Origin of the sequence: Scandinavium sp., from assembly GCF_036271055.1 — a bacterium.
GTDB lineage: Bacteria > Pseudomonadota > Gammaproteobacteria > Enterobacterales > Enterobacteriaceae > Scandinavium.
Genome location: NZ_DATBBJ010000063.1, coordinates 27,504 through 48,303, shown reverse-complemented (window position 1 = coordinate 48,303; position 20,800 = coordinate 27,504). Strand labels below are relative to the sequence as shown.

At 53.6% G+C, this 20,800-nt stretch carries 17 protein-coding genes, 1 pseudogene and 1 other annotated feature; of the genes and pseudogenes, 3 read left to right on the top strand and 15 right to left on the bottom strand.

Annotation, left to right across the window (positions count from 1 at the left end; all coding sequences use genetic code 11):
• Window positions 1–229 precede the first annotated feature (229 nt).
• Window positions 230–1,417 carry a multidrug efflux MFS transporter EmrD gene (emrD, locus tag VH187_RS10720; RefSeq protein ID WP_329701437.1) on the top strand — a complete coding sequence of 396 codons (1,188 nt, stop codon included), beginning with the start codon at window positions 230–232 and terminating at the stop codon, window positions 1,415–1,417.
• Between the two features lie 55 nt (window positions 1,418–1,472).
• Here the strand turns inward: emrD and VH187_RS10715 are convergent, their stop codons facing one another.
• Complete coding sequence (locus VH187_RS10715) at window positions 1,473–2,795, bottom strand: 6-phospho-alpha-glucosidase (RefSeq protein WP_329701436.1); 1,323 nt, start codon at window positions 2,793–2,795, stop codon at window positions 1,473–1,475.
• The gene (locus VH187_RS10710) at window positions 2,792–4,417 is read right to left on the bottom strand and encodes an alpha-glucoside-specific PTS transporter subunit IIBC (protein ID WP_329701435.1); all 1,626 of its coding nucleotides are present in this window, start codon (window positions 4,415–4,417) and stop codon (window positions 2,792–2,794) included. Before VH187_RS10710 ends, VH187_RS10715 begins: the two co-directional genes overlap by 4 nt.
• 210 nt (window positions 4,418–4,627) lie before the next feature.
• Between VH187_RS10710 and VH187_RS10705 the strand changes: the two genes are divergently transcribed.
• Complete coding sequence (locus tag VH187_RS10705) at window positions 4,628–5,365, top strand: GntR family transcriptional regulator (protein WP_329701434.1); 738 nt, start codon at window positions 4,628–4,630, stop codon at window positions 5,363–5,365.
• A gap of 70 nt (window positions 5,366–5,435) precedes the next feature.
• Here the strand turns inward: VH187_RS10705 and ibpB are convergent, their stop codons facing one another.
• Both ibpB and ibpA read right to left on the bottom strand, forming a co-directional pair.
• Complete coding sequence (gene ibpB / locus VH187_RS10700; protein WP_329701433.1) at window positions 5,436–5,864, bottom strand: small heat shock chaperone IbpB; 429 nt, start codon at window positions 5,862–5,864, stop codon at window positions 5,436–5,438.
• 111 nt (window positions 5,865–5,975) lie between these two features.
• Window positions 5,976–6,389: a small heat shock chaperone IbpA gene (gene ibpA, locus VH187_RS10695; RefSeq protein ID WP_329701432.1), complete on the bottom strand. Its 414-nt coding sequence runs from the start codon at window positions 6,387–6,389 to the stop codon at window positions 5,976–5,978.
• Window positions 6,383–6,459, bottom strand: a sequence feature (ROSE (Repression Of Heat Shock gene Expression) occurs in the 5'-region of heat shock genes and acts as an RNA thermometer to modulate expression.). (Overlaps the previous gene by 7 nt.)
• A gap of 242 nt (window positions 6,460–6,701) precedes the next feature.
• On the opposite strand from ibpA, the gene VH187_RS10690 reads away from it, so the two are divergent.
• Window positions 6,702–7,034 (top strand): YceK/YidQ family lipoprotein, encoded by a 333-nt coding sequence (locus VH187_RS10690; protein WP_329701431.1) that lies wholly within the window; start codon window positions 6,702–6,704, stop codon window positions 7,032–7,034.
• 1 nt (window position 7,035) lies between these two features.
• Here the strand turns inward: VH187_RS10690 and VH187_RS10685 are convergent, their stop codons facing one another.
• The 11 genes and pseudogenes from VH187_RS10685 to dnaA form a co-directional block, all read right to left on the bottom strand.
• Window positions 7,036–8,259, bottom strand: a complete 1,224-nt coding sequence (locus tag VH187_RS10685; RefSeq protein WP_329701430.1) for a YidR family protein — start codon at window positions 8,257–8,259, stop codon at window positions 7,036–7,038.
• Window positions 8,260–8,310: 51 nt separating this feature from the next.
• Window positions 8,311–9,646: pseudogene (locus tag VH187_RS10680) on the bottom strand (MFS transporter).
• Between the two features lie 175 nt (window positions 9,647–9,821).
• The gene (gene dgoD, locus VH187_RS10675) at window positions 9,822–10,970 is read right to left on the bottom strand and encodes a galactonate dehydratase (RefSeq protein ID WP_329701429.1); all 1,149 of its coding nucleotides are present in this window, start codon (window positions 10,968–10,970) and stop codon (window positions 9,822–9,824) included.
• On the bottom strand, window positions 10,967–11,584 hold the full coding sequence (locus VH187_RS10670) for a 2-dehydro-3-deoxy-6-phosphogalactonate aldolase (protein ID WP_329701428.1): 618 nt from the start codon (window positions 11,582–11,584) through the stop codon (window positions 10,967–10,969). The genes dgoD and VH187_RS10670 overlap by 4 nt, the downstream gene beginning before the upstream one ends.
• The gene (locus VH187_RS10665) at window positions 11,568–12,446 is read right to left on the bottom strand and encodes a 2-dehydro-3-deoxygalactonokinase (protein ID WP_329701427.1); all 879 of its coding nucleotides are present in this window, start codon (window positions 12,444–12,446) and stop codon (window positions 11,568–11,570) included. The genes VH187_RS10670 and VH187_RS10665 overlap by 17 nt, the downstream gene beginning before the upstream one ends.
• The gene (gene dgoR / locus VH187_RS10660; RefSeq protein ID WP_329701426.1) at window positions 12,443–13,132 is read right to left on the bottom strand and encodes a D-galactonate utilization transcriptional regulator DgoR; all 690 of its coding nucleotides are present in this window, start codon (window positions 13,130–13,132) and stop codon (window positions 12,443–12,445) included. The genes VH187_RS10665 and dgoR overlap by 4 nt, the downstream gene beginning before the upstream one ends.
• 250 nt (window positions 13,133–13,382) lie before the next feature.
• The gene (yidA, locus tag VH187_RS10655; protein WP_329701425.1) at window positions 13,383–14,195 is read right to left on the bottom strand and encodes a sugar-phosphatase; all 813 of its coding nucleotides are present in this window, start codon (window positions 14,193–14,195) and stop codon (window positions 13,383–13,385) included.
• A gap of 204 nt (window positions 14,196–14,399) precedes the next feature.
• The gene (gene gyrB, locus VH187_RS10650) at window positions 14,400–16,814 is read right to left on the bottom strand and encodes a DNA topoisomerase (ATP-hydrolyzing) subunit B (RefSeq protein ID WP_329701424.1); all 2,415 of its coding nucleotides are present in this window, start codon (window positions 16,812–16,814) and stop codon (window positions 14,400–14,402) included.
• Window positions 16,815–16,842: 28 nt separating this feature from the next.
• Entirely contained in the window at window positions 16,843–17,916 is a 1,074-nt protein-coding gene (recF, locus tag VH187_RS10645) for a DNA replication/repair protein RecF (protein ID WP_329701423.1), read from the bottom strand.
• Between the two features lie 147 nt (window positions 17,917–18,063).
• On the bottom strand, window positions 18,064–19,164 hold the full coding sequence (gene dnaN, locus VH187_RS10640) for a DNA polymerase III subunit beta (protein WP_329701422.1): 1,101 nt from the start codon (window positions 19,162–19,164) through the stop codon (window positions 18,064–18,066).
• 4 nt (window positions 19,165–19,168) lie between these two features.
• Window positions 19,169–20,569: a chromosomal replication initiator protein DnaA gene (gene dnaA / locus VH187_RS10635; protein ID WP_329701421.1), complete on the bottom strand. Its 1,401-nt coding sequence runs from the start codon at window positions 20,567–20,569 to the stop codon at window positions 19,169–19,171.
• Between the last annotated feature and the right edge of the window lie 231 nt (window positions 20,570–20,800).

Here is a 20,800-nt window from a genome sequence, read left to right as displayed (position 1 = left end):
AGGCCGTACCAAAGAGGGGCGGGCAACCGCCCCTCTTTTCCAACATTCTGCGCCCCTGCTCTGGCAACTATTGTTGCCGAGAATTGTTTACAAAACCTGCCCCGCACCGCTTTGCCAATCTTCTCTTCACGGTTGTTCTGTCATTTTACTGTGGTAGATTCCTCCCTCGTTTAAGGGATGTGCCAGTCACATATTCTTTCTTTTCCATTTTCTACAAAGTATTCATCGAATGAAAAGGCATAAGAACGTCAGTTTGCTGTTAATGCTGGTGCTGCTGGTCGCCGTCGGGCAGATGGCGCAGACCATTTATATTCCGGCGATTGCCGATATGGCTCGCGAGCTTAACGTGCGCGAAGGCGCGGTACAAAGCGTGATGGCTGCCTATCTGCTGACCTACGGGGTGTCACAACTGTTCTACGGACCGCTGTCGGACCGTGTGGGCCGTCGACCGGTTATCCTGGTTGGCATGACGATTTTTATGCTGGCGACGGTTATCGCCATGACCACTCATAGCCTGACGATACTGATTGCCGCCAGCGCGTTACAGGGCATGGGTACTGGCGTCGGCGGCGTGATGGCGCGAACGCTCCCACGTGACCTGTACGAAGGCACCCAGCTGCGTCATGCGAACAGTCTGTTGAATATGGGGATTCTGGTTAGCCCTCTGCTGGCGCCGCTGATTGGCGGCATGCTGGATACCGTCTGGAGCTGGCGTGCTTGTTACGGGTTCTTGCTAGTGCTGTGCATCGTCGTGACATTCAGCATGGCGCGCTGGATGCCGGAAACGCGCCCGGAAAATGCGCCACCGACCCGACTGATCACCCGTTACAAAACGCTGTTCGGCAATAGCGCCTTCACCTGTTATCTGCTGATGCTCGTTGGCGGTCTGGCGGGTATTGCGGTGTTTGAAGCCTGCTCCGGCGTTCTGTTAGGCGCTGGGCTTGGGCTCAGCAGCATGGTCGTCAGCATTCTGTTTATTCTGCCTATTCCGGCCGCGTTTTTCGGGGCGTGGTTTGCCGGACGTCAGAACAAACGTTTCTCCAGTCTGATGTGGCAATCGGTGATTAGCTGCCTGCTGGCAGGGTTAATGATGTGGATCCCGGGCCTGCTCGGCGTGATGAACGTCTGGACGCTACTGGTGCCCGCCGCGCTGTTCTTCTTCGGTGCAGGCATGCTATTCCCGCTTGCCACCAGCGGGGCAATGGAACCCTTCCCGTTTCTCGCGGGAACCGCAGGCGCACTGGTCGGCGGCTTGCAAAACATCGGTTCCGGCGCGCTGGCCTGGTTTTCCGCAATGCTTCCACAGAACGGGCAAAGCAGTCTTGGCTTGCTGATGACCCTGATGGGGATATTGATTCTGCTGTGCTGGCTGCCGCTCGCGGCGCGGTTTAATCAGAGACAGCAGCCTGTCGGGTGATCCCTTTTGGCCTTGCGTCTTCCATAACCAGGAAGACGCAAGGTAAGCATGTTTATTATCTCAATGGCGGCCAGTAGTCCTTATTGGCGTCAATCAAATCATCAAGGATCGCTTTCGCCACCGAGGCGCTTGGCACGGTTTTCGACAGCGTAATGGCCTGCCACAGTTTTTGGTAAGACTGCTGTTCCCATGCGTCCACGACCAGTTTTTCTACGGCCACTTGCTGGCTCATCAACCCTTTCTGGAATAACGGAATATCGCCGACCACTAGCGGTTCTGGCCCGTTTTTACCGACCAGGCAGGGAATTTCCACCATCGCGTCTGCATCAAAATTATGGATAGCCCCGTTGTTCGGCACTATCAATAACATCCGCTCCTGGGTGTTGAAGGCGATGGCCGCCGCCAAATCGACGATATATGACGCGTGTTCGTCAATTTCCAGTTCTCCTGCCGACGATTTCCCGGCCTGAATAATTGCGTGACAAGAACCGAACACATGCTTTTCACGATGCTCCATGACTTCATTGGCACGGGTGTGATGCGGATTGGAATGCTTCACGACGTAATCAGGGAATAAATAATATTTGAGATAAGTATTCGGCAGCGTCTCGGGATCCAGCGCTTGTACATCTTTAGCTTTAACAAACGTGTCATTCCAGCTCGCTTCGGTGTGGGGATCGTCAGTCGGCGGTACATAGCCAAATTTCGCGACATGTTCACGCAATTTAGGCATTAAATCATTACCGTTCAGATCTTCAATCGACGACCACCAGCCGAAGTGATTCAGCCCGTAATAGCGAGTGCGCATCTGCTTTCTGTCTTTCAGGCCGACAATTTGCGCCATTCTACTTTCGATGCCGATAGGCATATCGCAGATATTAAGGATTTTGGCTGTTGGACGCAGGCGACGCGTCGCTTCCGCTACAATCGCCGCCGGATTGGAATAGTTGAGCATCCAGGCATTTGGCGAATATTTCTCCATATAATCCACCAGCTCCAGCACACCGCCAATGGAGCGCATCCCGTAGGCAATACCGCCTGGTCCGCAAGTTTCCTGGCCCAGCACGCCGTGACGTAGCGGGATTTTTTCGTCCTTTTCACGCATCGGATATTTGCCGACACGGATATGCGCCATCACGAAATCAACATCGGTGAAGGCTTCCTTCGGGTCCGTGGTGTAGCTAAATTCGATCTCCGGCGCCTGTTCTTTGAGGATGATTTTGCAGGCCTCAGCGATGGTTTCTTGCCGCGCCCCGTCGTTGTCATAGAACTTGAGGCTACGAAGAGGGAAACGGTGCTGATTTGCCAGCAACATCAACACAATACCGGGGGTAAATGTACTGCCGCCACCGGCAACAACTACAGAAAATTGCTTCATGATACTGCCTCCGTCATGGATGTCATTTTGGGCGTGGATAGGTTGTCTTTCATTAGGGTTTCCAGTTGTTCACGAACCACGGGCACGTTAAGACCGACGATCACCTGAATTGCATCGCCACGCCGCACTACACCGTGAGCGCCCAGCGCTTTGAAGATGTCATCGCTTTCCGCTAACGCCGGGTCAGCGAGCGTGATGCGTAAGCGGGTCGCGCAGTTATTGACGCTGAGAATATTTGAAGCTCCACCCAGTGCATTCAAAAAACCTGCCGCCTGGCTTGGTTGGGGTTGTTTCATTCCCGTAGCCGGGGTTTTCTGCCGTGCAGCCTGGTAATCCGCCTTGCTGTAGAGCTTGATTTCGCTCTCTTCACGGCCTGGCGTTTTGATGTTGAAGCGCAGAATGATCGACCGGAAAACCACGAAGTAGAGAACGGTGAAGGCCAGCCCGATGGCAATTTGGGTGAACATCATCGTCGCGTGGTTATGGAACATCGGGATCCAGTCCAGCGGCAGAATAGTGTCGATAAGACCGCCGCCCATGTTGCCGGACACGCCCGCCATGTACATTACGGTCGCCATGGTGGCCGCCAGCACCGCATGCAGCGCGAACAGCGGTGGACAAATAAACAGGAAGGTAAACTCCAGCGGTTCGGTGATGCCCACCAGTACAGCGGTTAATGCCGCCGGAATAAGCAGACCGGCCACTTTCTTACGGTTCTCAGGTGCGGCGGTGTAATACAACGCCATCGCAATCCCAGGCGCGGCAAATATCTTTGAATTGCCGAACAGGGCGAAGCCCCCTTCCGGGAACAGCGTTTTTATCGATTCTGTAGACTGGCTGAATTCGAGCAGATGCTGAGTCCAGTAAACCTGGATCCCGCCTTCAATCGCAGCCGGTCCAAAGATGAAAGGTCCATAAACAAAGTGATGCAATCCGGTTGGGATTAGCAGTCTTTCGAGAAAGGTATATAGCCAGACGCCTGTTGCACCAGCGCTGCGCAAAAATGCCTGCAGGGACTCAATGCCCATTTGCACTTTCGGCCAACCTAATAAAGTGAGCCAGGCGCAGGGGATCATCACGATAAAAGCGATCATCACCACGAATGACGTACCCTGAAAGGTGCCGAGAAATACCGGTAATGTTTTGTCGAAATAGCGATTATGAATACCGGTCACAATTCCGGAAATCACGATCGCGCCGATAATACTGGTATCGAGCGTTTTAATTCCGGCGATGGTCGTTAAACCACTTCCGGCCACGGTATCAAGGGAAAAATCGACGCCAAAATAAGGCCCCCAGGTCATCCCCATGGCATTGATAAAATAATTCCAGGTAAGAAAACTGACCATCACCGCCAGGCATGCGCGACCCGGCGCTTGTTTCGCAAGGCCAATCGGCAGGCCCACCGCAAAAATCAGCGGCATATTACGAAATACCGTCCAGCCGCCCTCTTCAATAATATGAACAATTTGATGAAATAAGCTGTCCGGTGCAGTGAGTGATTCACTTACAAATAAGGGGTTTTGCAACATAATTGCAATGCCCACCACAATCCCTGCGAACGGAAAGAGCAGAACAGGGGTAAACATTGCGCCACCAAAACGTTGTATCTGACTGAGCATTTTTACATCCTCATCGAAAGCGTGCCTTATTAGAGTTATGCACTGGCCTGCGATGAGAATATGAAGTTGTGGGTCTGTGAACAGAATCTGCCGCTGCGATTCGTGACCGTGTTCATGGTTTAAAAAAGAACCATGATGTCTACTTTTTGTTTAAAAATCAGACATCCTGAGCAGGCATTGTTCCGGTGAAAGCGCATAAGAGGTCTAGTTATGATCTACAAATCCATTGCCGATAAACTCCGTCTTCGTCTCAATTCATCCGATTACAGCGTGGGGAATCCGCTGCCGGGTGAAAAAATATTGGCGCTGGAATTTGGCGTGGCGCGCATGACCATCCGCAAAGCCGTGGAATTGTTGATTGAATGGGGGCTGGTGGAACGGCGTCATGGCAGCGGCACCTATGTACTGAAAAAAGATATTTATCAGCAAACGACGAATCTAACGGGCATGGTTGAAGTGATGATGACCCAGGGGAAAACGGTGATCAGCAAAGTGCTGGCGTTTGAAGTTATCCCTGCACCGCCGGCAATTGCCAGCCAGTTGCGGATCCCGGTTGATACCCAAGTCCACTTCTCCCGCCGGATCCGTTATGTCGATGGTAAGCCACTGATGCTCGAGGACAGTTATATGCCAGTGAAGCTTTTCCGAACCCTGTCGTTGGCGCATCTGGAAGGGTCAAAGTTTGATTACATCGAAAAAGAATGCGGTATTACCATCAGCGGCAATTACGAAAGTCTGGCCCCGATACTGGCAGACAAACAACTGGCGATGTCGATGAACCTGGAAGAGCGGACGCCCATGCTGTGCATTACATCCTTGTCTTACAGCGACAGTGGGGAGTTTCTTAATTACTCGGTTATGTTCCGCAATGCGCGGGATTATCAGGTGGATTACCATTTACGACGCCTGCACCCGGAAAATCCGTTAACGCAGAGCGAAGCACAGTAACGCCACTCACAGCGAAATCATTACGCACAAAAAAGCCCCGACTCAGCGGGGCTTTGGCGTTAATAAAGTATTAACTGTTTAACGCCGGGCGTTCGCTGATGGCGATACGCTGCGGGGCGATGGCGTCCGGTACATTGCGGGTTAAATCAATGTGCAGCAGGCCGTTGGTAAAGGTCGCGCCGGACACTTCCATATGCTCTGCCAAAGTGAAGCTCAGAGTGAACGCTTGCGTCACCAGGCCCTGATGCAGGAACGAAGGCTCTTTTTCAGGTTTCGTTGGTGCACCTTTGATGGTCAACCGGGTGCCTTCCAACTGCACATCCAGTTCTTCCTGACGGAATCCCGCCAACGCCAGGGTGATGCGATAGTGGTTATCGTCGCTTTTTTCGATGTTATACGGCGGGAAGCCTTGTGTTTCGCTGGTATTGAGCATGGCGTTAGCCAGTTTGTCGAAGCCAATCCACTGACGGAACATTGGGGTTAAATCGTAATTACGCATGGTGTTTCTCCTTCTAAGAAGCGAGTGTATGCCTGCAAGTACTGAACTCGCAGTGGCTCCCTTACGGCGAGCACGGGGTTATTTTGGGCGGCGACTTGCCGCCCGTCAGAATCAGTTAATTTCGATCCGGCGCGGTTTATTGGCTTCCGGAACCACACGCTCTAAATCGACATACAGCAGGCCATTCACCAGGTTTGCACCTTTTACGTGAATATTTTCTGCCAACTGGAATTTGCGTTCGAAATTACGTTCAGCAATGCCCTGATACAGATAAGTGCGTTCTTTTTGTTCATCAGGGTGAGAACCTTTCACCACCAGCAGGTTGTCCTGCGCGGTGATCTCCAGTTCGCTTTCGGCGAATCCGGCTACCGCGATAGCGATGCGGTAATGGTTTTCGTCCACCAATTCAACGTTGTACGGAGGATAGCCGCCGTTGCTTTGGCTCTGGTTGTTTTCGAGCAGGCTAAACAGACGGTCGAAACCGATGGCGGAACGGTACAGCGGGGAAAGATCGAAGTTACGCATAATCTAAAGCTCCTGAAATCAGCGAGAATTTACACAGACCTTCCACAATGGACAGGTCATCGTAGCCGCAAACACCCCTCAGGCATGTTTGCTCACTGGCTACATTCTTAAAATGGGATCGGTGGAACGTTTATCAAGGGTAACGGTCTTACTTTTTTGCACTTTCGGCTGTAGGGCTTAGACTGGAGTACTGCACCGGAAGGGAAAGTGCGACAAGCGCCACAGAGCGCTGTTTCCGGACTATTTATTTTTTCAGCGGGCCGTTATAACCCGATAGACAGGTACTCTGTGTGCCGACAACGATGATAACGCATGATGAAAAAGCTATTTTTGATACCCGTTTTAACCACAGGGATGATGGTTCTGGCAGGCTGCTCCAGCGTGATGTCTCATACTGGCGGTAAAGAGGGGACATACCCGGGCACGCGCGCCAGCGCAGAAATGCTGGGCGACGACACCACCGGTTGGGGAACGAAATCCCTGGTGGCGCTCGATATGCCGCTCACCGCTGTGGCGGATACGCTGTTGCTGCCGTGGGATTTTTTCCGCAAAGATACGTCCGTTCGCTCTCGTGTACAAAAGAGCGAACAGGAAACACAGGCCATGAACGCAGTTATTCCGCCTGCGGCGATGCCCGCGCCATAATTCAGCCCACGACGTGAGTGACCCAAAGCTGACGGAAGCCAAGCGTTTCCTGCATCCACGCGACGGCATGTCCGTCCGGGGAAAATACTACCGCATCGCCTGACGGCGGATTTTCATGATCGGCCGTCAAAAAGCGAATCTCACCGTTTTTCGCATCGCAAAGGGCAATTCTGTTTTCCAGCACAAAGCCCAGCCATTCTCCTGACGGATGCCAGTTAAATGCCGACTGAATGCCGTCGCAATGCGTTAACTGACGCAGCCCACTGCCGTCTGGCGCAATTAACCATAGCTGAACAACACCCGTATCATCACGCATCAGAAACGCGATTTGGTCGCCCTGCGGATTGCTGCGCACCCAGTGGCGCGGCGCGGTTACCAGGCCGGGATAAGCACGGTCGTGGGTGAATGTCAGGCGGCGTTGAAACACGCCTGCGGGTGGCGCTGGCATTGTGTTTTCCGTTCCGCACAGGGGTACATCGCCCGCTTGCTTCCAGCCCGCTTCGTCTTTGGGCAGCGTGATGATAAACAGTTCCGGCACTTTTTCGCCGCCCAGCGATAACGTATCGCCGATAAAAGCCAACTGAGTGTTGCCGACCCAGCCCTCTTCGTAGGCACGATTGATGTCGTCACTGCCCGACTGCGGCGTGGCGGTTGTCTGACTTATCAACACGCACCAATGGCTGCCCGAATATTCACGCGGATGATCCCCTGATGGCGTAACCGGCCCAAACGGTGCTGCAACCCCGACGTTACGTAAATCCAGCGCGGGATCGTATTCATGCAATACATGGTCGTTATAGGTGAAGCTGACGAACTTACCGTTCGGGCTATAAACGTGAACATGACTGCCGCCGCGCAGCGCGCCTGGCGTGAACGGCGGCGTAATATCCATCGCATCAAGATTATGGGTTTCGCCCTGCCAAGTCACGACACCGCGACGATGGTGGAAATCGTACTGCCATGAGGCATCTGGGTTTTCCGGGCCATGAATGAAGACATAGCGATCTTCCTGCGGATGGACCGTCACCACGCCGACGTGCGCGCCGTCATTCGCCCGATAAATCACTTCCGTCTCACCGCTGTGAATATTGACCCGTTCGATGGTTTCCCCGGTAAACGACGCGCCGGAAGGGCGCACGTCAAAGACCAGCCATTGGCTGTCTGGTGTCCAGGTTTGGGTGTTGGTTAATTGGTGATGGCGGGAGGCAAAAGTGATTTGTTTCATGGAAGTACCCTGATGCGCATTGGTCGCATCAGGGTATAGCAAGGCAGGAATTTAGCCTACACGTTTCACATCACCGACCAGCAGGATGTAAGAGAGTGCGCCAATCAGGGTGATAACAGAGATGTAAGTCAGTGCTGGCGCAAAGCCATGCGCCTGTGCCAGATAACCAATCACCAACGGAACCGTGATGCCGCCCAAACCGCCCGCAAAGTTGAACACGCCACCGGTCAGGCCAATCAGGCGCATCGGTGCCAGCGAAGAAACCAGCGACCAGGTGATTGATGCAAAGCCGTTACCAAAGAACGCCACTGCCATCAACACCGTGATCCACACCGGGTCGTTAGTGTAGTTCGCGCCCATGATGCAGGTGGAAATCAACAGACCAAAGATAATCGGCAGTTTGCGCGAGAAGCCAATCGAGTAGCCTTTACGTACCAGCCTGTCGGCAATCCAGCCCGACAACAGCACACCCACGAACGCCGCCAGGAAAGGCACGGTGGTCATGAATCCGGCTTTCAGTGCCGTGATGCCTTTTTCCTGGGTCAGATAGTTAGGGAACCAGGTCAGGAAGAACCACAGCGTAGACGCAATCGCGAACTGGCCCAGATAAACGCCCACCAGCTTACGGTGGAACACCAGTTTCCAGTCGGCTTTGGTCAGCGGCGTGCGCACTTTGTTTTCGATTTGTGCATCGCCATCCACCAGGCCGCCGCCCTGTTCGATATAGCTCAGTTCGGCCTGAGTGATGCCTTTGGTTTTACGCGGTGACTGATACACCTTAAACCAAATGAATGACCAGACAATACCGATACCGCCGGTCACAATGAACACCCAATGCCAGCTCAGCGCCTCCTGGATCCAGATAAGCAGTGGTGTCAGAAACGCCAGACCCACGAACTGTCCGGACGTATAGAAACCCACCGCCGAGGCGCGTTCATGTTCAGGGAACCAGCTGGTCACCATGCGGTTATTGGTCGGGAACGCAGGTGCTTCGAAAATACCGGTGATCGCACGCAAACCAATCAGCGACAGCAGTCCGGTGGCGAAACCCTGGAACAGGGTTGCGACTGACCAACCGAAAATCGCAATGCAATAAGTGGTGCGCGAACCTAAACGGTCCAGCACGCGGCCGCCAGGGATCTGGCAAATCGTGTACATCCAGGCAAACGCCGAGAAGATATAACCCATTTCGGTTTTGGAAATACCGAACTCTTCCTGAATATGCGCGGAAGCCACTGCCAAATTGGCGCGGTCAACGTAACAAATCACCACGGTAATAAAAATCATCAGGAGCGTCACATAGCGTCGACGCCCGGTTTTTGCAGTAGTCACAGAAATATCCATTCATCTGTCTCCAGATTTTGGGCATGGCGATACCTGCCACCATGCCCTGTAATAATACAGAGGGTGTGTAAAAATTTATTTTTTAGCTTTCTAATGCTCTAAATAGTTCGTGTTGCGGGAAGGCGGCAAGATTGCAAATCCCCAGGAACTTACATCAGTAAGTGACTGGGGTGCGCAATTGCAGCCAACACCCCCGCAGCGCGAAATATGACGAGCATTTACCACTCGGCTACTGAACCATCGGCATATCGCCACAACGGATTGCGCCAGTCCGGTGCCTGTTTACTCATTTCGATGACTTTGGCTTCGTCGATCTCCACGCCCAGACCCGGCTTCATTAACGGTTTGAAGAAACCGCCTTCCATGTTGAAGTCTTCTTTGTTGACCACGAAATCGAGCAATTCCGCGCCTTTGTTGTAGTGAATGCCCATGCTCTGTTCCTGCAACACGGCGTTGCGGGAGACAAAGTCGAGGTGCAGACAGGCCGCCAGCGCAATGGGGCCAAGCGGGCAATGCGGTGCGACTGACACATCGTAGGCTTCTGCCATCGCAGCAATTTTGTAGCACTCGGTGATACCGCCTGCGTGCGAGAGATCGGGCTGGAGAATCGCCAGACCGCCTGCCTGCAACACACGTTTGAATTCGAAGCGCGAGAACATCCGTTCGCCAGCGGCAATCGGAATATGCGTTTGTTCTGCCAGCTTCGGATAGTATTCCGCCTGCTCGGCCAGCACCGGTTCTTCGATAAACAGCGGGCGATACGGTTCGAGTTCTTTTATCAGCACTTTCGCCATCGGCGCGCTGACGCGACCATGGAAATCGAGGCCAAACTCAATCTCTTTACCGAACGCTTCGCGGATTTGCGCCACGGTATTCACCGCCGCATCAATACTGCGGGAATCATCGATGATGCCCATCTCTTCACAGCCATTCAGTTTGAAGGTGTCGAAACCGATTTTGCGCAGTGTTTTAATGCCGTCGATAACATCTGCCGGACGGTCACCGCCCACCCAGCTGTAGGCTTTAATTTTGTCGCGTACCAGGCCGCCCATCAGCTGCCATACCGGCGCGCCCAGCACTTTGCCTTTGATGTCCCACAGGGCCTGATCGATACCGGCAATCGCGCTCATCAAGATCGGGCCGCCGCGATAAAAACCACCACGATACATCACCTGCCAGAGGTCGTTAATGCGCGCCGGATCCTGACCAATAAGATATTCGCCCAGCTCATGAACCGCCGCTTCAACCGTGCGGGCTTTACCTTCGATAACCGGTTCGCCCCAACCGAAAACACCTTCATCCGTTTCGATTTTCAGGAACATCCAGCGCGGGGGTAAGCGGTAGGTCGTCAGTTTGGTAATTTTCATTGGGTGGCCTCCTGCCAGGCTTTCACAAAGGCCGCAGCCTGTTGTGCAGAACGTTCGACCGTCTGCCCGGCGCGATACAAATCGCTGCCAAGCCCGGCTCCTGCACAGCCTGCATTCAGCCACACATTAAGGTTTTCTGGCGTAACGCCGCCGACGGCAAACACCGGAACATCTGCCGGAAGCACCGCTTTCAGCGCTTTGATGTAATCAGGACCAAACGCCGATGACGGGAAGATTTTCAGCGTTTGCGCGCCGGCTTCCAGCGCGGCGAAGGCTTCAGTCGCCGTCGCACAACCGGCACACACCGTCATGCCGTGCGCCACCGCGCGACGAATCACGTCAGCGTTGGTATTCGGCGTGACCACGAGTTTGCTGCCCATCGCCGCAAGCGTATCGACCTGTTCCGGCTTCAGCACCGTACCCGCGCCAATCAGCGCTTTATCGCCAAACTCTGCGACCATCGCCGCAATACTGATTTCCCACCGCGGGGAATTCAAAGGGATTTCAACCGCGTCGAAACCGGCATTGAGAATGGCGGCGACGTGATCGCGCGCTTCTTCTGGTTTGATGCCACGTAAAATGGCGATCAGCGGAAGTTTAGTTTGCCACTGCATGGGCGATGCTCCTTATACCTGCCTGGAATGCCGCGTCGCCGGAAACGAACGTCGAACGGCGACCCACGGCGCTGAGCGCCTGCTGGTAGCGGTCGGCGAGGGATTTTCCTGCGACAATCGTTATCGCCTGCTCACCGGGGAAGCGCTCGCACATGCTGCTCACTTCCGCGCCGATCAACAGGCCGGATAAAAACTCACTCACCTGTTCGCGCGGCAAATTGCCCAACACATGGGAAGCGCGAACTTCGAATAACTGCGGCAGCAGCACAGGCTCAGAAAGCCCTTTGTCCAGACCGGCGGCGAACGCCTGCGGTGACGCATCCTGCTCTGGCAGGCCTGCGCCCACCAGCGAATGTGTCAGCAAAAGATGGTGCAATTCACCGGTCATCACGGTCCGAAAATCAAAAACTTGCTGGTTGTCGGCCAGCACCCATTTACAGTGGGTGCCGGGCATGACGTACAAAGGGGCAGGGGCTAAATGGCGAGCACCCAGCAACTGGGTTTCCTCCCCGCGCATCACGTTATGGTTATCTTCACGCGAGACGGATAAACCCGGAATGATCCACACATTGTCGGCAACGGGCGTTAACTGCTGGCCAATTGCAGCGAAATGAACAGGAACGGGTAAGTAAGGAGCAATCTTCCAGCCGACATTACTGCCGACCATACCCGCCATGACTATCGGCGTGGTGGCATCGCGCCAGCCATCGGTTATCTCAGCTAACACCGCTTCGGGAGAACGCCCATTGAGGCGAGTGACGCCTGCTTCTGACTGCCGATTACCCAGGCATTCGTCGCCCTGATAAAGCCAGGCGCGCAGGTTGGTCGATCCCCAGTCGATTGCGATGTAGCGTGATGTCATGTGCTTTCCTTTAGCCTTCGTGTGGAGCTGGCGATCATGGTGAGCGCCGCCTGCTCTGCCGCATTGCTGTCCTGATGCCGGATGGCATCGAACAACGCTTTATGCTCCTGAAGAGTCTTCGGCATGTTGGCCTCATCCCCCATCCAGGTTCGTTCAAAAACAGCCCGCTGGAGCGAACTTATCGCCACACTAAGCTGCTGTAATACGGGATTGTGTACCGACTCCAGCACCGCTTCGTGATAGCGGATATCCGCTTCGTTAAACGCATCGCGATCCTGATTGTTGGCAACCATGTCGTTCAGTGCCGCCTCGATTTGCGCCAAATCGCTGGAGGTCGCGCGTTCTGCCGCCCAGCGTGCAATGGCGGGTTCCACCAGGTTTCGCACTTCGCTCATCGCCACAATCAGGCGCGGGTCATAATCGTTTTCCAGCACCCACTGCAAAATATCGGTGTCGAGGTAATTCCATTGGTTGCGTTGGGCCACAAACGCGCCGCGATAGCGTTTCATCTCAATCAGCCGTTTCGCCATCAGCGAACGGAACACTTCGCGGATAATGTTGCGCGAAGTTTCAAACTCTTCGCAGAGATCGGCTTCTGCGGGCAACGCCGCACCGGGAACGTATTTCCCGCTCACAATCTGGCGGCCTAGCGCCACGATGATGCGATCGGTCTTGGTCAGGTTCATTAAGGTTTCCTTCACTCAGATAGTCCTGACCATTTTAACGTGCGCGCCGAAATTACTCTCAATTTTGCAGTACAAACGTGATGCCATTCGTCATTCCATGAGCTGTAATGTAGTACAGCGTTATTGTGTTGTACTACAATTTAGATCACAAAAACGACAATCCAGATTGAAATAAAGTGCGAGAAAAATCTGAAGGCAACAAAAAAGCCCGCGCACAAGGCAACGGGCTTCTGTTCGGAAAAGGACAGGATCAGTTCAGGACAAACTTCTCAATGGCGTAAGCCACGCCGTCTTCCAGGTTGGATTTGGTAACAAAGTTCGCCACTTCTTTCACCGCTGGAATGGCATTTTCCATCGCGACACCCATACCGGCGTATTCAATCATCGCGATGTCATTTTCCTGATCACCCAGCGTCATTATCTCTTCTGGTTTGATGCCCAGCGTATCGGCCAACGCTTTTACGCCAGTGCCTTTATTGACGCGTTTATCGAGGATTTCGAGGAAGTACGGCGCACTTTTCAGCACGGTATACTTCTCTTTCACTTCTGCCGGAATACGGGCGATGGCTTTATCGAGAATCGCTGGCTCATCAATCATCATCACTTTCAGCAACTGAATGTCCCGGGCCATGTTCTCCGCTTCGCAGAACACCAGCGGAATCGTTGCCACAAAAGATTCGTGCACGGTGTAGTAGCTGACATCACGGTTGGCGGTGTACAGCGTGTTGCGGTCGAGCGCATGGAAATGGGAGCCGACCTCGCGGGAAAGCTGTTCAAGATAGCGGTAATCATCATAACTCAGCGCCGTTTGCGCCACCGTACTGCCGTCGCTGGCATTCTGTACCAGCGCCCCGTTGTAGGTGATGCAGTAATCCCCTTCCTGCTCCATATGCAGTTCTTTCAGGTAGTTATGTACGCCTGCATAAGGGCGACCGGTACACAGCACCACCTTTACACCGCGTTCACGCGCCGCAGCGATGGCCTGTTTGACCGCCGGAGAAATGGTATGGTCGGGCAGCAGCAACGTTCCGTCCATGTCGATTGCAATGAGTTTGATAGCCATAGGATCCCCGAGATAAGTGAGTTCTTACTCATGCTAACGCGATTTAGCTCAAAAAACAGCAAAAGCGTTGGGGAAAAAGGGGGATGGAGAATGAAGCGGGATGTCCTCTTTTGCAGGCAAAAAAAGCCCGGTGAAGCTGACGCTGTACCGGGCTTTTTGGTTCCATCGTTCCGGTAAGCATCGCGCCACCGGAGAACAAACGGCTTAGATATCGATATTCGCTGCTTTCAGGGCGTTCTCTTCGATAAATGCACGACGCGGCTCAACGGCATCACCCATCAGGGTGGTGAACAGCTGATCGGCGGCGATGGCATCTTTTACGGTGACGCGCAGCATACGACGGCTTTCTGGATCCATCGTGGTTTCCCACAGCTGATCCGGGTTCATCTCACCCAGGCCTTTATAACGCTGGATAGACAGACCACGACGCGACTCTTTCACCAGCCACTCCAGTGCCTGCTCGAAGTTAGCAATTGGCTGACGACGTTCGCCACGTTCGATAAATGCATCTTCTTCGATCAGACCGCGCAGTTTCTCGCCGAGCGTGTAGATGCGACGGTATTCACCCCCGGTTACGAACTCTTGATCCAGCGGGTAATCGGTATCCACACCGTGAGTACGTACGCGGATAATCGGCTCGAACAGATGCTGTTCGGAATTCTCACGAACGTCATACTGCCACATGCTGCCGTGCTGCTCGTTTTCGTTGAGCGTGCTAACCAGTTGATTCACCCAACGCGTGACTTTCTGCTCGTCGCTGAGATCGGCTTCCACCAGCGTTGGCTGATAAATCAGTTCTTTCAGCAGTGAACGTGGGAAACGACGCTCCATACGAACAATCATTTTCTGAGTCGCGTTGAATTCAGCAACCAGTTTTTCCAGCGCTTCGCCTGACAAGGCTGGCGCGCTGGCGTTGGTATGCAGAGTGGCACCGTCAAGCGCGATAGCGATTTGATACTGATCCATCGCTTCGTCATCTTTAATGTACTGTTCTTGCTTACCTTTCTTCACTTTGTACAGCGGCGGCTGGGCAATATACACATGCCCACGCTCTACGATTTCAGTCATCTGACGATAGAAGAAGGTCAACAGCAGCGTACGGATGTGCGAGCCATCGACGTCGGCATCGGTCATGATGATGATGCTGTGATAACGCAGCTTGTCCGGGTTGTATTCGTCACGGCCAATGCCGCAGCCCAGCGCAGTAATGAGCGTTGCCACTTCCTGAGAAGAGAGCATTTTGTCGAAGCGGGCTTTCTCAACGTTGAGGATTTTACCTTTCAACGGCAGGATCGCCTGGTTCTTACGGTTACGACCTTGTTTTGCAGAGCCGCCCGCAGAGTCCCCTTCCACGAGGTACAGTTCGGAGAGCGCCGGGTCGCGTTCCTGACAGTCGGCCAGTTTGCCTGGCAGGCCTGCTAAATCCAGTGCGCCTTTACGACGGGTCATTTCACGGGCTTTACGCGCCGCTTCACGGGCACGCGCCGCATCAATAATTTTGCCCACGACGATTTTCGCATCGGATGGGTTTTCCAGCAGGTATTCCGCCAGCAGTTCGTTCATCTGCTGCTCAACCGCTGTTTTCACTTCGGAAGAGACCAGTTTGTCTTTGGTCTGCGAGGAGAACTTCGGATCAGGCACTTTCACGGAAACAACGGCAATCAGGCCTTCACGGGCATCATCACCCGTAGCGCTGACTTTGGCTTTTTTGCTGTAGCCTTCTTTTTCCATATACGCGTTCAGCGTACGGGTCATCGCCGAGCGGAAGCCCGCTAAGTGAGTCCCGCCATCGCGCTGTGGAATGTTGTTGGTGAAACAGTAGATGTTTTCCTGGAAACCGTCGTTCCACTGCAATGCCACTTCCACGCCGATACCGTCTTTTTCGGTGGAGAAATAGAAGATATTCTGGTGAATTGGCGTTTTGTTTTTGTTCAGATACTCAACGAACGCTTTGATACCGCCTTCGTAGTGGAAATGATCTTCTTTGCCGTCGCGCTTGTCACGCAGGCGAATAGAGACGCCGGAGTTCAGGAATGACAGCTCACGCAGACGTTTCGCCAGGATTTCGTATTCGAATTCGATGACGTTAGTAAAGGTTTCATAGCTCGGCCAGAAACGCACTTGCGTCCCGGTAGCTTCGGTATCGCCGGTAACGGCCAGTGGCGCCTGCGGCACACCGTGCACATAAATCTGTTGATGAACTTTGCCTTCGCGGCGAATCACCAGTTCCAGTTTCTGCGACAGGGCGTTTACCACCGAAACACCTACACCGTGCAGACCGCCAGACACTTTATAAGAGTTATCATCGAATTTACCGCCTGCGTGCAGGACGGTCATGATCACTTCCGCCGCTGACACACCCTCTTCCGGGTGAATACCGGTCGGAATACCACGACCATCATCCGTTACGGAAACGGAGTTATCGGCATGGATGGTGACCACGATGTCTTTACAGTGACCCGCGAGCGCTTCGTCGATTGCGTTATCCACGACCTCGAATACCATGTGGTGCAGACCGGTGCCGTCATCCGTGTCACCGATATACATACCCGGGCGCTTACGCACCGCATCCAGTCCTTTCAGGACTTTGATACTGGAGGAGTCATAAGAATTCGACATCAACGTTTCTCGCTCATTTAAACTTGGGTTAATCCGTTATTTTACCTTTTTCCACGCTGAACATCTTCGAATTTTTGTCCGACATGTCCATTACGTGTTCAGCGCTGATCGCACTGACAAAAACCTGTGACTCGGTCGCTTTGAGTCTGCTTGCTAATAGACCGCGACGTTCATCATCCAGTTCAGAGGCAAAATCATCTATGAGGTACAGGCAGCGTCGCCCGCTTTCACGGGTCAGAAACTCACCTTGCGCCAAACGTAAGGCGCACATCAGCAGTTTGAGCTGCCCGCGCGATAGTGTGTCTTCCACCGGAGCGCCATCGGCGCGAATACGGAAATCCGCTTTATGCGGTCCGTGAGCGGTGTAAGTCAGCATTCGATCGCGCTCGAAACTCCGTTCAAGCACCTCAGAATAATCAGTCTCTTTTTCCCAGCCGCGCTGGAAAGAAAAGCTGAGACTAAATTCAGGCAGAAACTGTTTGCAGGTGTCGGCCATGTCTTTGGCGATACCCGCGCTGTATTCCGCGCGCCAGCGGCTGATTTGTTCCGCCAGCGGAATCAGTTCGAGATCCCACGGACGCAGCTGCGCGTAGCGGGTGACCTGACGCAATGCGGCGTTACGCTGTTTCAGCAAACGCTTGAGATTGCTCCAGGCGGTAAAGAAGCCGGCTTCATTGTGAAAGCATCCCCAATCGATGAAGGCTCTTCTGTATTTGGGGCCGCCGTTGAGTAAAGTAAACCCTTCGGGGGTAATGAGCTGCATCGGCATCAGCAGCGCCAGTTCAGCCACTTTGTGACCGTCAGTGCCGTCGATACGGACTTTACTGTCGCCCTGCTTGTCTTTGGAGAGGCCAATGGATGTTTCGCGTTCCTCGCCCTGCAATCGCCCGTGTAACACGAAAGACTCTTGCTCATGGCGAATCACGCGACCAATCTGCAAACTGCGAAACGCCCGACCATGGCCGAGCGTATAGATAGCTTCCAGCACGCTGGTTTTGCCGCTGCCGTTTGCGCCTACCAGAAAATTGAAGCCAGGGGATAGAGCCAGATCCGCATTCTCGATATTGCGGAAGTCTTTGATCAGCAAACGCGTCAGTGACATATCAGGGTTTCTTTAGGCCAGGGCGTCATCGGCGCAGCCAGTTTCAACGCGGACTGCGCGCAGACCCTGGAGCGTACACGAAGTACGTGACAGGGGCGAGCACAGCCCAGGTTGAAAATGGCAAGTAAGATAGCCCGATATTTTTCACTACAACCGCATTGGCATAACGACGTAGGCCGCACTTTGACTGGCTGCATCTTCAATCTGAACGCTTGAAACAGAATCGGTCAGCAGAATGCGGACGTTTTCGCACTTGAGTGCGTTAAGTACATCCAGCACGTAGCTAACGTTGAAGCCGATTTCCATTTCGGTTCCGGCGTAGGTGACATCCAGAATTTCTTCTGCTTCTTCCTGCTCCGGGTTATTGGCGGTAATTTTCAGCTGATTCTCGCTGACATACAGACGCACGCCACGGAATTTCTCGTTAGAGAGAATCGCCGCGCGGGCAAATGCCTGTTTCAGGATATCGCAGCCCGCATCCAGATGTTTGTCCGGATTTTTCGGCAATACGCGACGGTAATCCGGGAAGCGACCATCCACCAGTTTCGAGGTGAAGATGAAATCCCCCACGTGAGCGCGGATGTTGTTGCTGCCAATCTGCACACGCATTGGGTTTTCGCCGCCGTCCAGCATACGCATCAGCTCGATAACGCCTTTACGCGGCACGATCACCGAATGGTTCGGCAATGTTTCGCCAATCGGCATCGAACAGACCGCCAGACGGTGGCCGTCGGTGGCAACAGTACGCAGTTCTTCACCTTCGGTTTCGAACAGCATGCCGTTTAAGTAGTAGCGAACGTCCTGATGCGCCATCGAGAACTGCGTGGCTTCAATCAGGCGTTTCATCGTCGCCTGGGCAACGGTGAATTCGACTTCGCTTTGCCAGTCGTCAAGATTCGGGAAATCGATAGCCGGTAGCGTGGAGAGCGAGAAACGGCTGCGACCCGAACGGACCAGCATACGGTCACCCTCGAGCTGCACGGCAATTTCTGCACCTTCCGGCAAACCACGGCAAATATCGAAGAATTTGCGCGCCGGCACGGTGGTTGCACCCTGATCGTGTGGCTGAGACAGCGCGACACGGGCGACCATTTCCATTTCAAGGTCAGTCCCGGTCAGCGACAAGGAACCTTCTGAAACCTGCAATAACAGGTTGCCTAAAATCGGCAACGTTGGGCGACCACCTAATGGGCCACTCACCTGCTGCAGCGGTTTTAATAAATGTTCACGTTCAACGGTAAATTTCATAGCGTCACGAAGATAATGTTCTGATTAAGTTTGAGAAATCTTCTTTGATGTCATGGCTTTCTTCACGCAACTGTTCGATCTTGCGGCACGCATGCAGCACGGTCGTGTGGTCGCGGCCACCAAACGCATCGCCAATTTCCGGCAGACTGTGGTTGGTAAGTTCCTTGGCCAGCGCCATCGCCATTTGGCGCGGACGCGCCACAGAGCGGGAACGACGCTTGGACAGCAGATCCGCCACTTTGATCTTATAGTACTCCGCCACCGTCTTCTGAATATTATCGATGGTGACCAGTTTTTCCTGCAGCGCCAACAGATCGCGCAGCGCTTCACGCACGAAATCAATGGTGATGGCACGACCGGTAAAGTTGGCGTTGGCGATCACGCGGTTCAGTGCGCCTTCTAACTCACGCACGTTCGAACGCAGACGCTTAGCAATAAAAAACGCCACTTCACCCGGTAGACGGATATCGTTCTCATCGGCCTTTTTCATCAGGATCGCGACGCGCGTTTCAAGCTCAGGCGGCTCGATCGCGACGGTTAATCCCCAGCCAAAACGAGATTTCAGACGATCTTCCACGCCGTTGATCTCTTTTGGGTAGCGATCCGACGTCAGAATAATCTGCTGATTGCCTTCCAGCAGGGCATTGAAGGTGTGGAAGAACTCTTCCTGGGATCGTTCTTTATTCGCAAAGAACTGAATGTCATCGATAAGCAAGGCATCAACGGAACGGTAGTAACGTTTGAACTCTTCGATAGCATTGTTTTGCAGGGCTTTTACCATGTCCTGCACAAAGCGTTCGGAGTGCATGTAAACCACTTTGGCATTCGGTTTACGGGCGATGATGCCGTTGCCGACCGCATGTAAAAGGTGCGTTTTACCCAGACCCGTGCCGCCATAAAGGAACAACGGGTTGTAGGCGCCGCCTGGGTTATCGGCCACCTGACGAGCCGCAGCGCGGGCCAGCTGGTTCGATTTACCTTCGACGAAGTTATCAAACGTGTGTTTTACATTGACGTTGGAACGGTAGGATGGCTCTGCCGGAGCGGGTACATTATCCCAGCCCTGACGCGCTACAGGGGCAACGCGCGGGGCGTGAACCTGCTGAGCATGTGCCTGAACGGCGACCTGGGCGGTTTCTCTGACAACTTGCGTCGCAGCAGGCCTGGCACCGACTTCAAATCGCAGTTGCGGGGCATCGGCACCGCAGAAATCATTCAGCAATCCATTGATGTTATTAAGGTACTTATCCCTGACCCAATCGAGTACAAAACGGTTTGGTGCATACAAAGCCAGCGTATTATCGCTCAGTTCCGCCTGCAACGGGCGGATCCACATGCTGAATTCTGTGGCTGGTAACTCATCCTGCAATCGGGCAAGACACTGCTGCCAAAGCGAAAGTGACACGGCGGACTCCACTCGAACGAAAAAAAGGTGAAACTGAATTAATGATTGTTGGCACACGTCGGACAGCCCACAGCTCGGTGAGGGTGACGTGCGAACCGCTATCAGCGGTTGTTACTCCTTTCAGGTCTCAGGATCCCCGATCGGAACCGCGGATCATAGCCTAAACTGAGTCAGAGATCTTGTGTTTCTCACAGATTCTTCCCGATTTATCCACAGGAAGATCGAGACCGG

Bases quoted from the DNA above. Each gene is read 5' to 3' on its own strand.
- emrD (WP_329701437.1), top strand. From the start codon at position 230: ATGAAAAGGCATAAGAACGTCAGTTTGCTGTTAATGCTGGTGCTGCTG.
- VH187_RS10715 (WP_329701436.1), bottom strand. From the start codon at position 2,795: ATGAAGCAATTTTCTGTAGTTGTTGCCGGTGGCGGCAGTACATTTACC.
- VH187_RS10710 (WP_329701435.1), bottom strand. From the start codon at position 4,417: ATGCTCAGTCAGATACAACGTTTTGGTGGCGCAATGTTTACCCCTGTT.
- VH187_RS10705 (WP_329701434.1), top strand. From the start codon at position 4,628: ATGATCTACAAATCCATTGCCGATAAACTCCGTCTTCGTCTCAATTCA.
- ibpB (WP_329701433.1), bottom strand. From the start codon at position 5,864: ATGCGTAATTACGATTTAACCCCAATGTTCCGTCAGTGGATTGGCTTC.
- ibpA (WP_329701432.1), bottom strand. From the start codon at position 6,389: ATGCGTAACTTCGATCTTTCCCCGCTGTACCGTTCCGCCATCGGTTTC.
- VH187_RS10690 (WP_329701431.1), top strand. From the start codon at position 6,702: ATGATGAAAAAGCTATTTTTGATACCCGTTTTAACCACAGGGATGATG.
- VH187_RS10685 (WP_329701430.1), bottom strand. From the start codon at position 8,259: ATGAAACAAATCACTTTTGCCTCCCGCCATCACCAATTAACCAACACC.
- dgoD (WP_329701429.1), bottom strand. From the start codon at position 10,970: ATGAAAATTACCAAACTGACGACCTACCGCTTACCCCCGCGCTGGATG.
- VH187_RS10670 (WP_329701428.1), bottom strand. From the start codon at position 11,584: ATGCAGTGGCAAACTAAACTTCCGCTGATCGCCATTTTACGTGGCATC.
- VH187_RS10665 (WP_329701427.1), bottom strand. From the start codon at position 12,446: ATGACATCACGCTACATCGCAATCGACTGGGGATCGACCAACCTGCGC.
- dgoR (WP_329701426.1), bottom strand. From the start codon at position 13,132: ATGAACCTGACCAAGACCGATCGCATCATCGTGGCGCTAGGCCGCCAG.
- yidA (WP_329701425.1), bottom strand. From the start codon at position 14,195: ATGGCTATCAAACTCATTGCAATCGACATGGACGGAACGTTGCTGCTG.
- gyrB (WP_329701424.1), bottom strand. From the start codon at position 16,814: ATGTCGAATTCTTATGACTCCTCCAGTATCAAAGTCCTGAAAGGACTG.
- recF (WP_329701423.1), bottom strand. From the start codon at position 17,916: ATGTCACTGACGCGTTTGCTGATCAAAGACTTCCGCAATATCGAGAAT.
- dnaN (WP_329701422.1), bottom strand. From the start codon at position 19,164: ATGAAATTTACCGTTGAACGTGAACATTTATTAAAACCGCTGCAGCAG.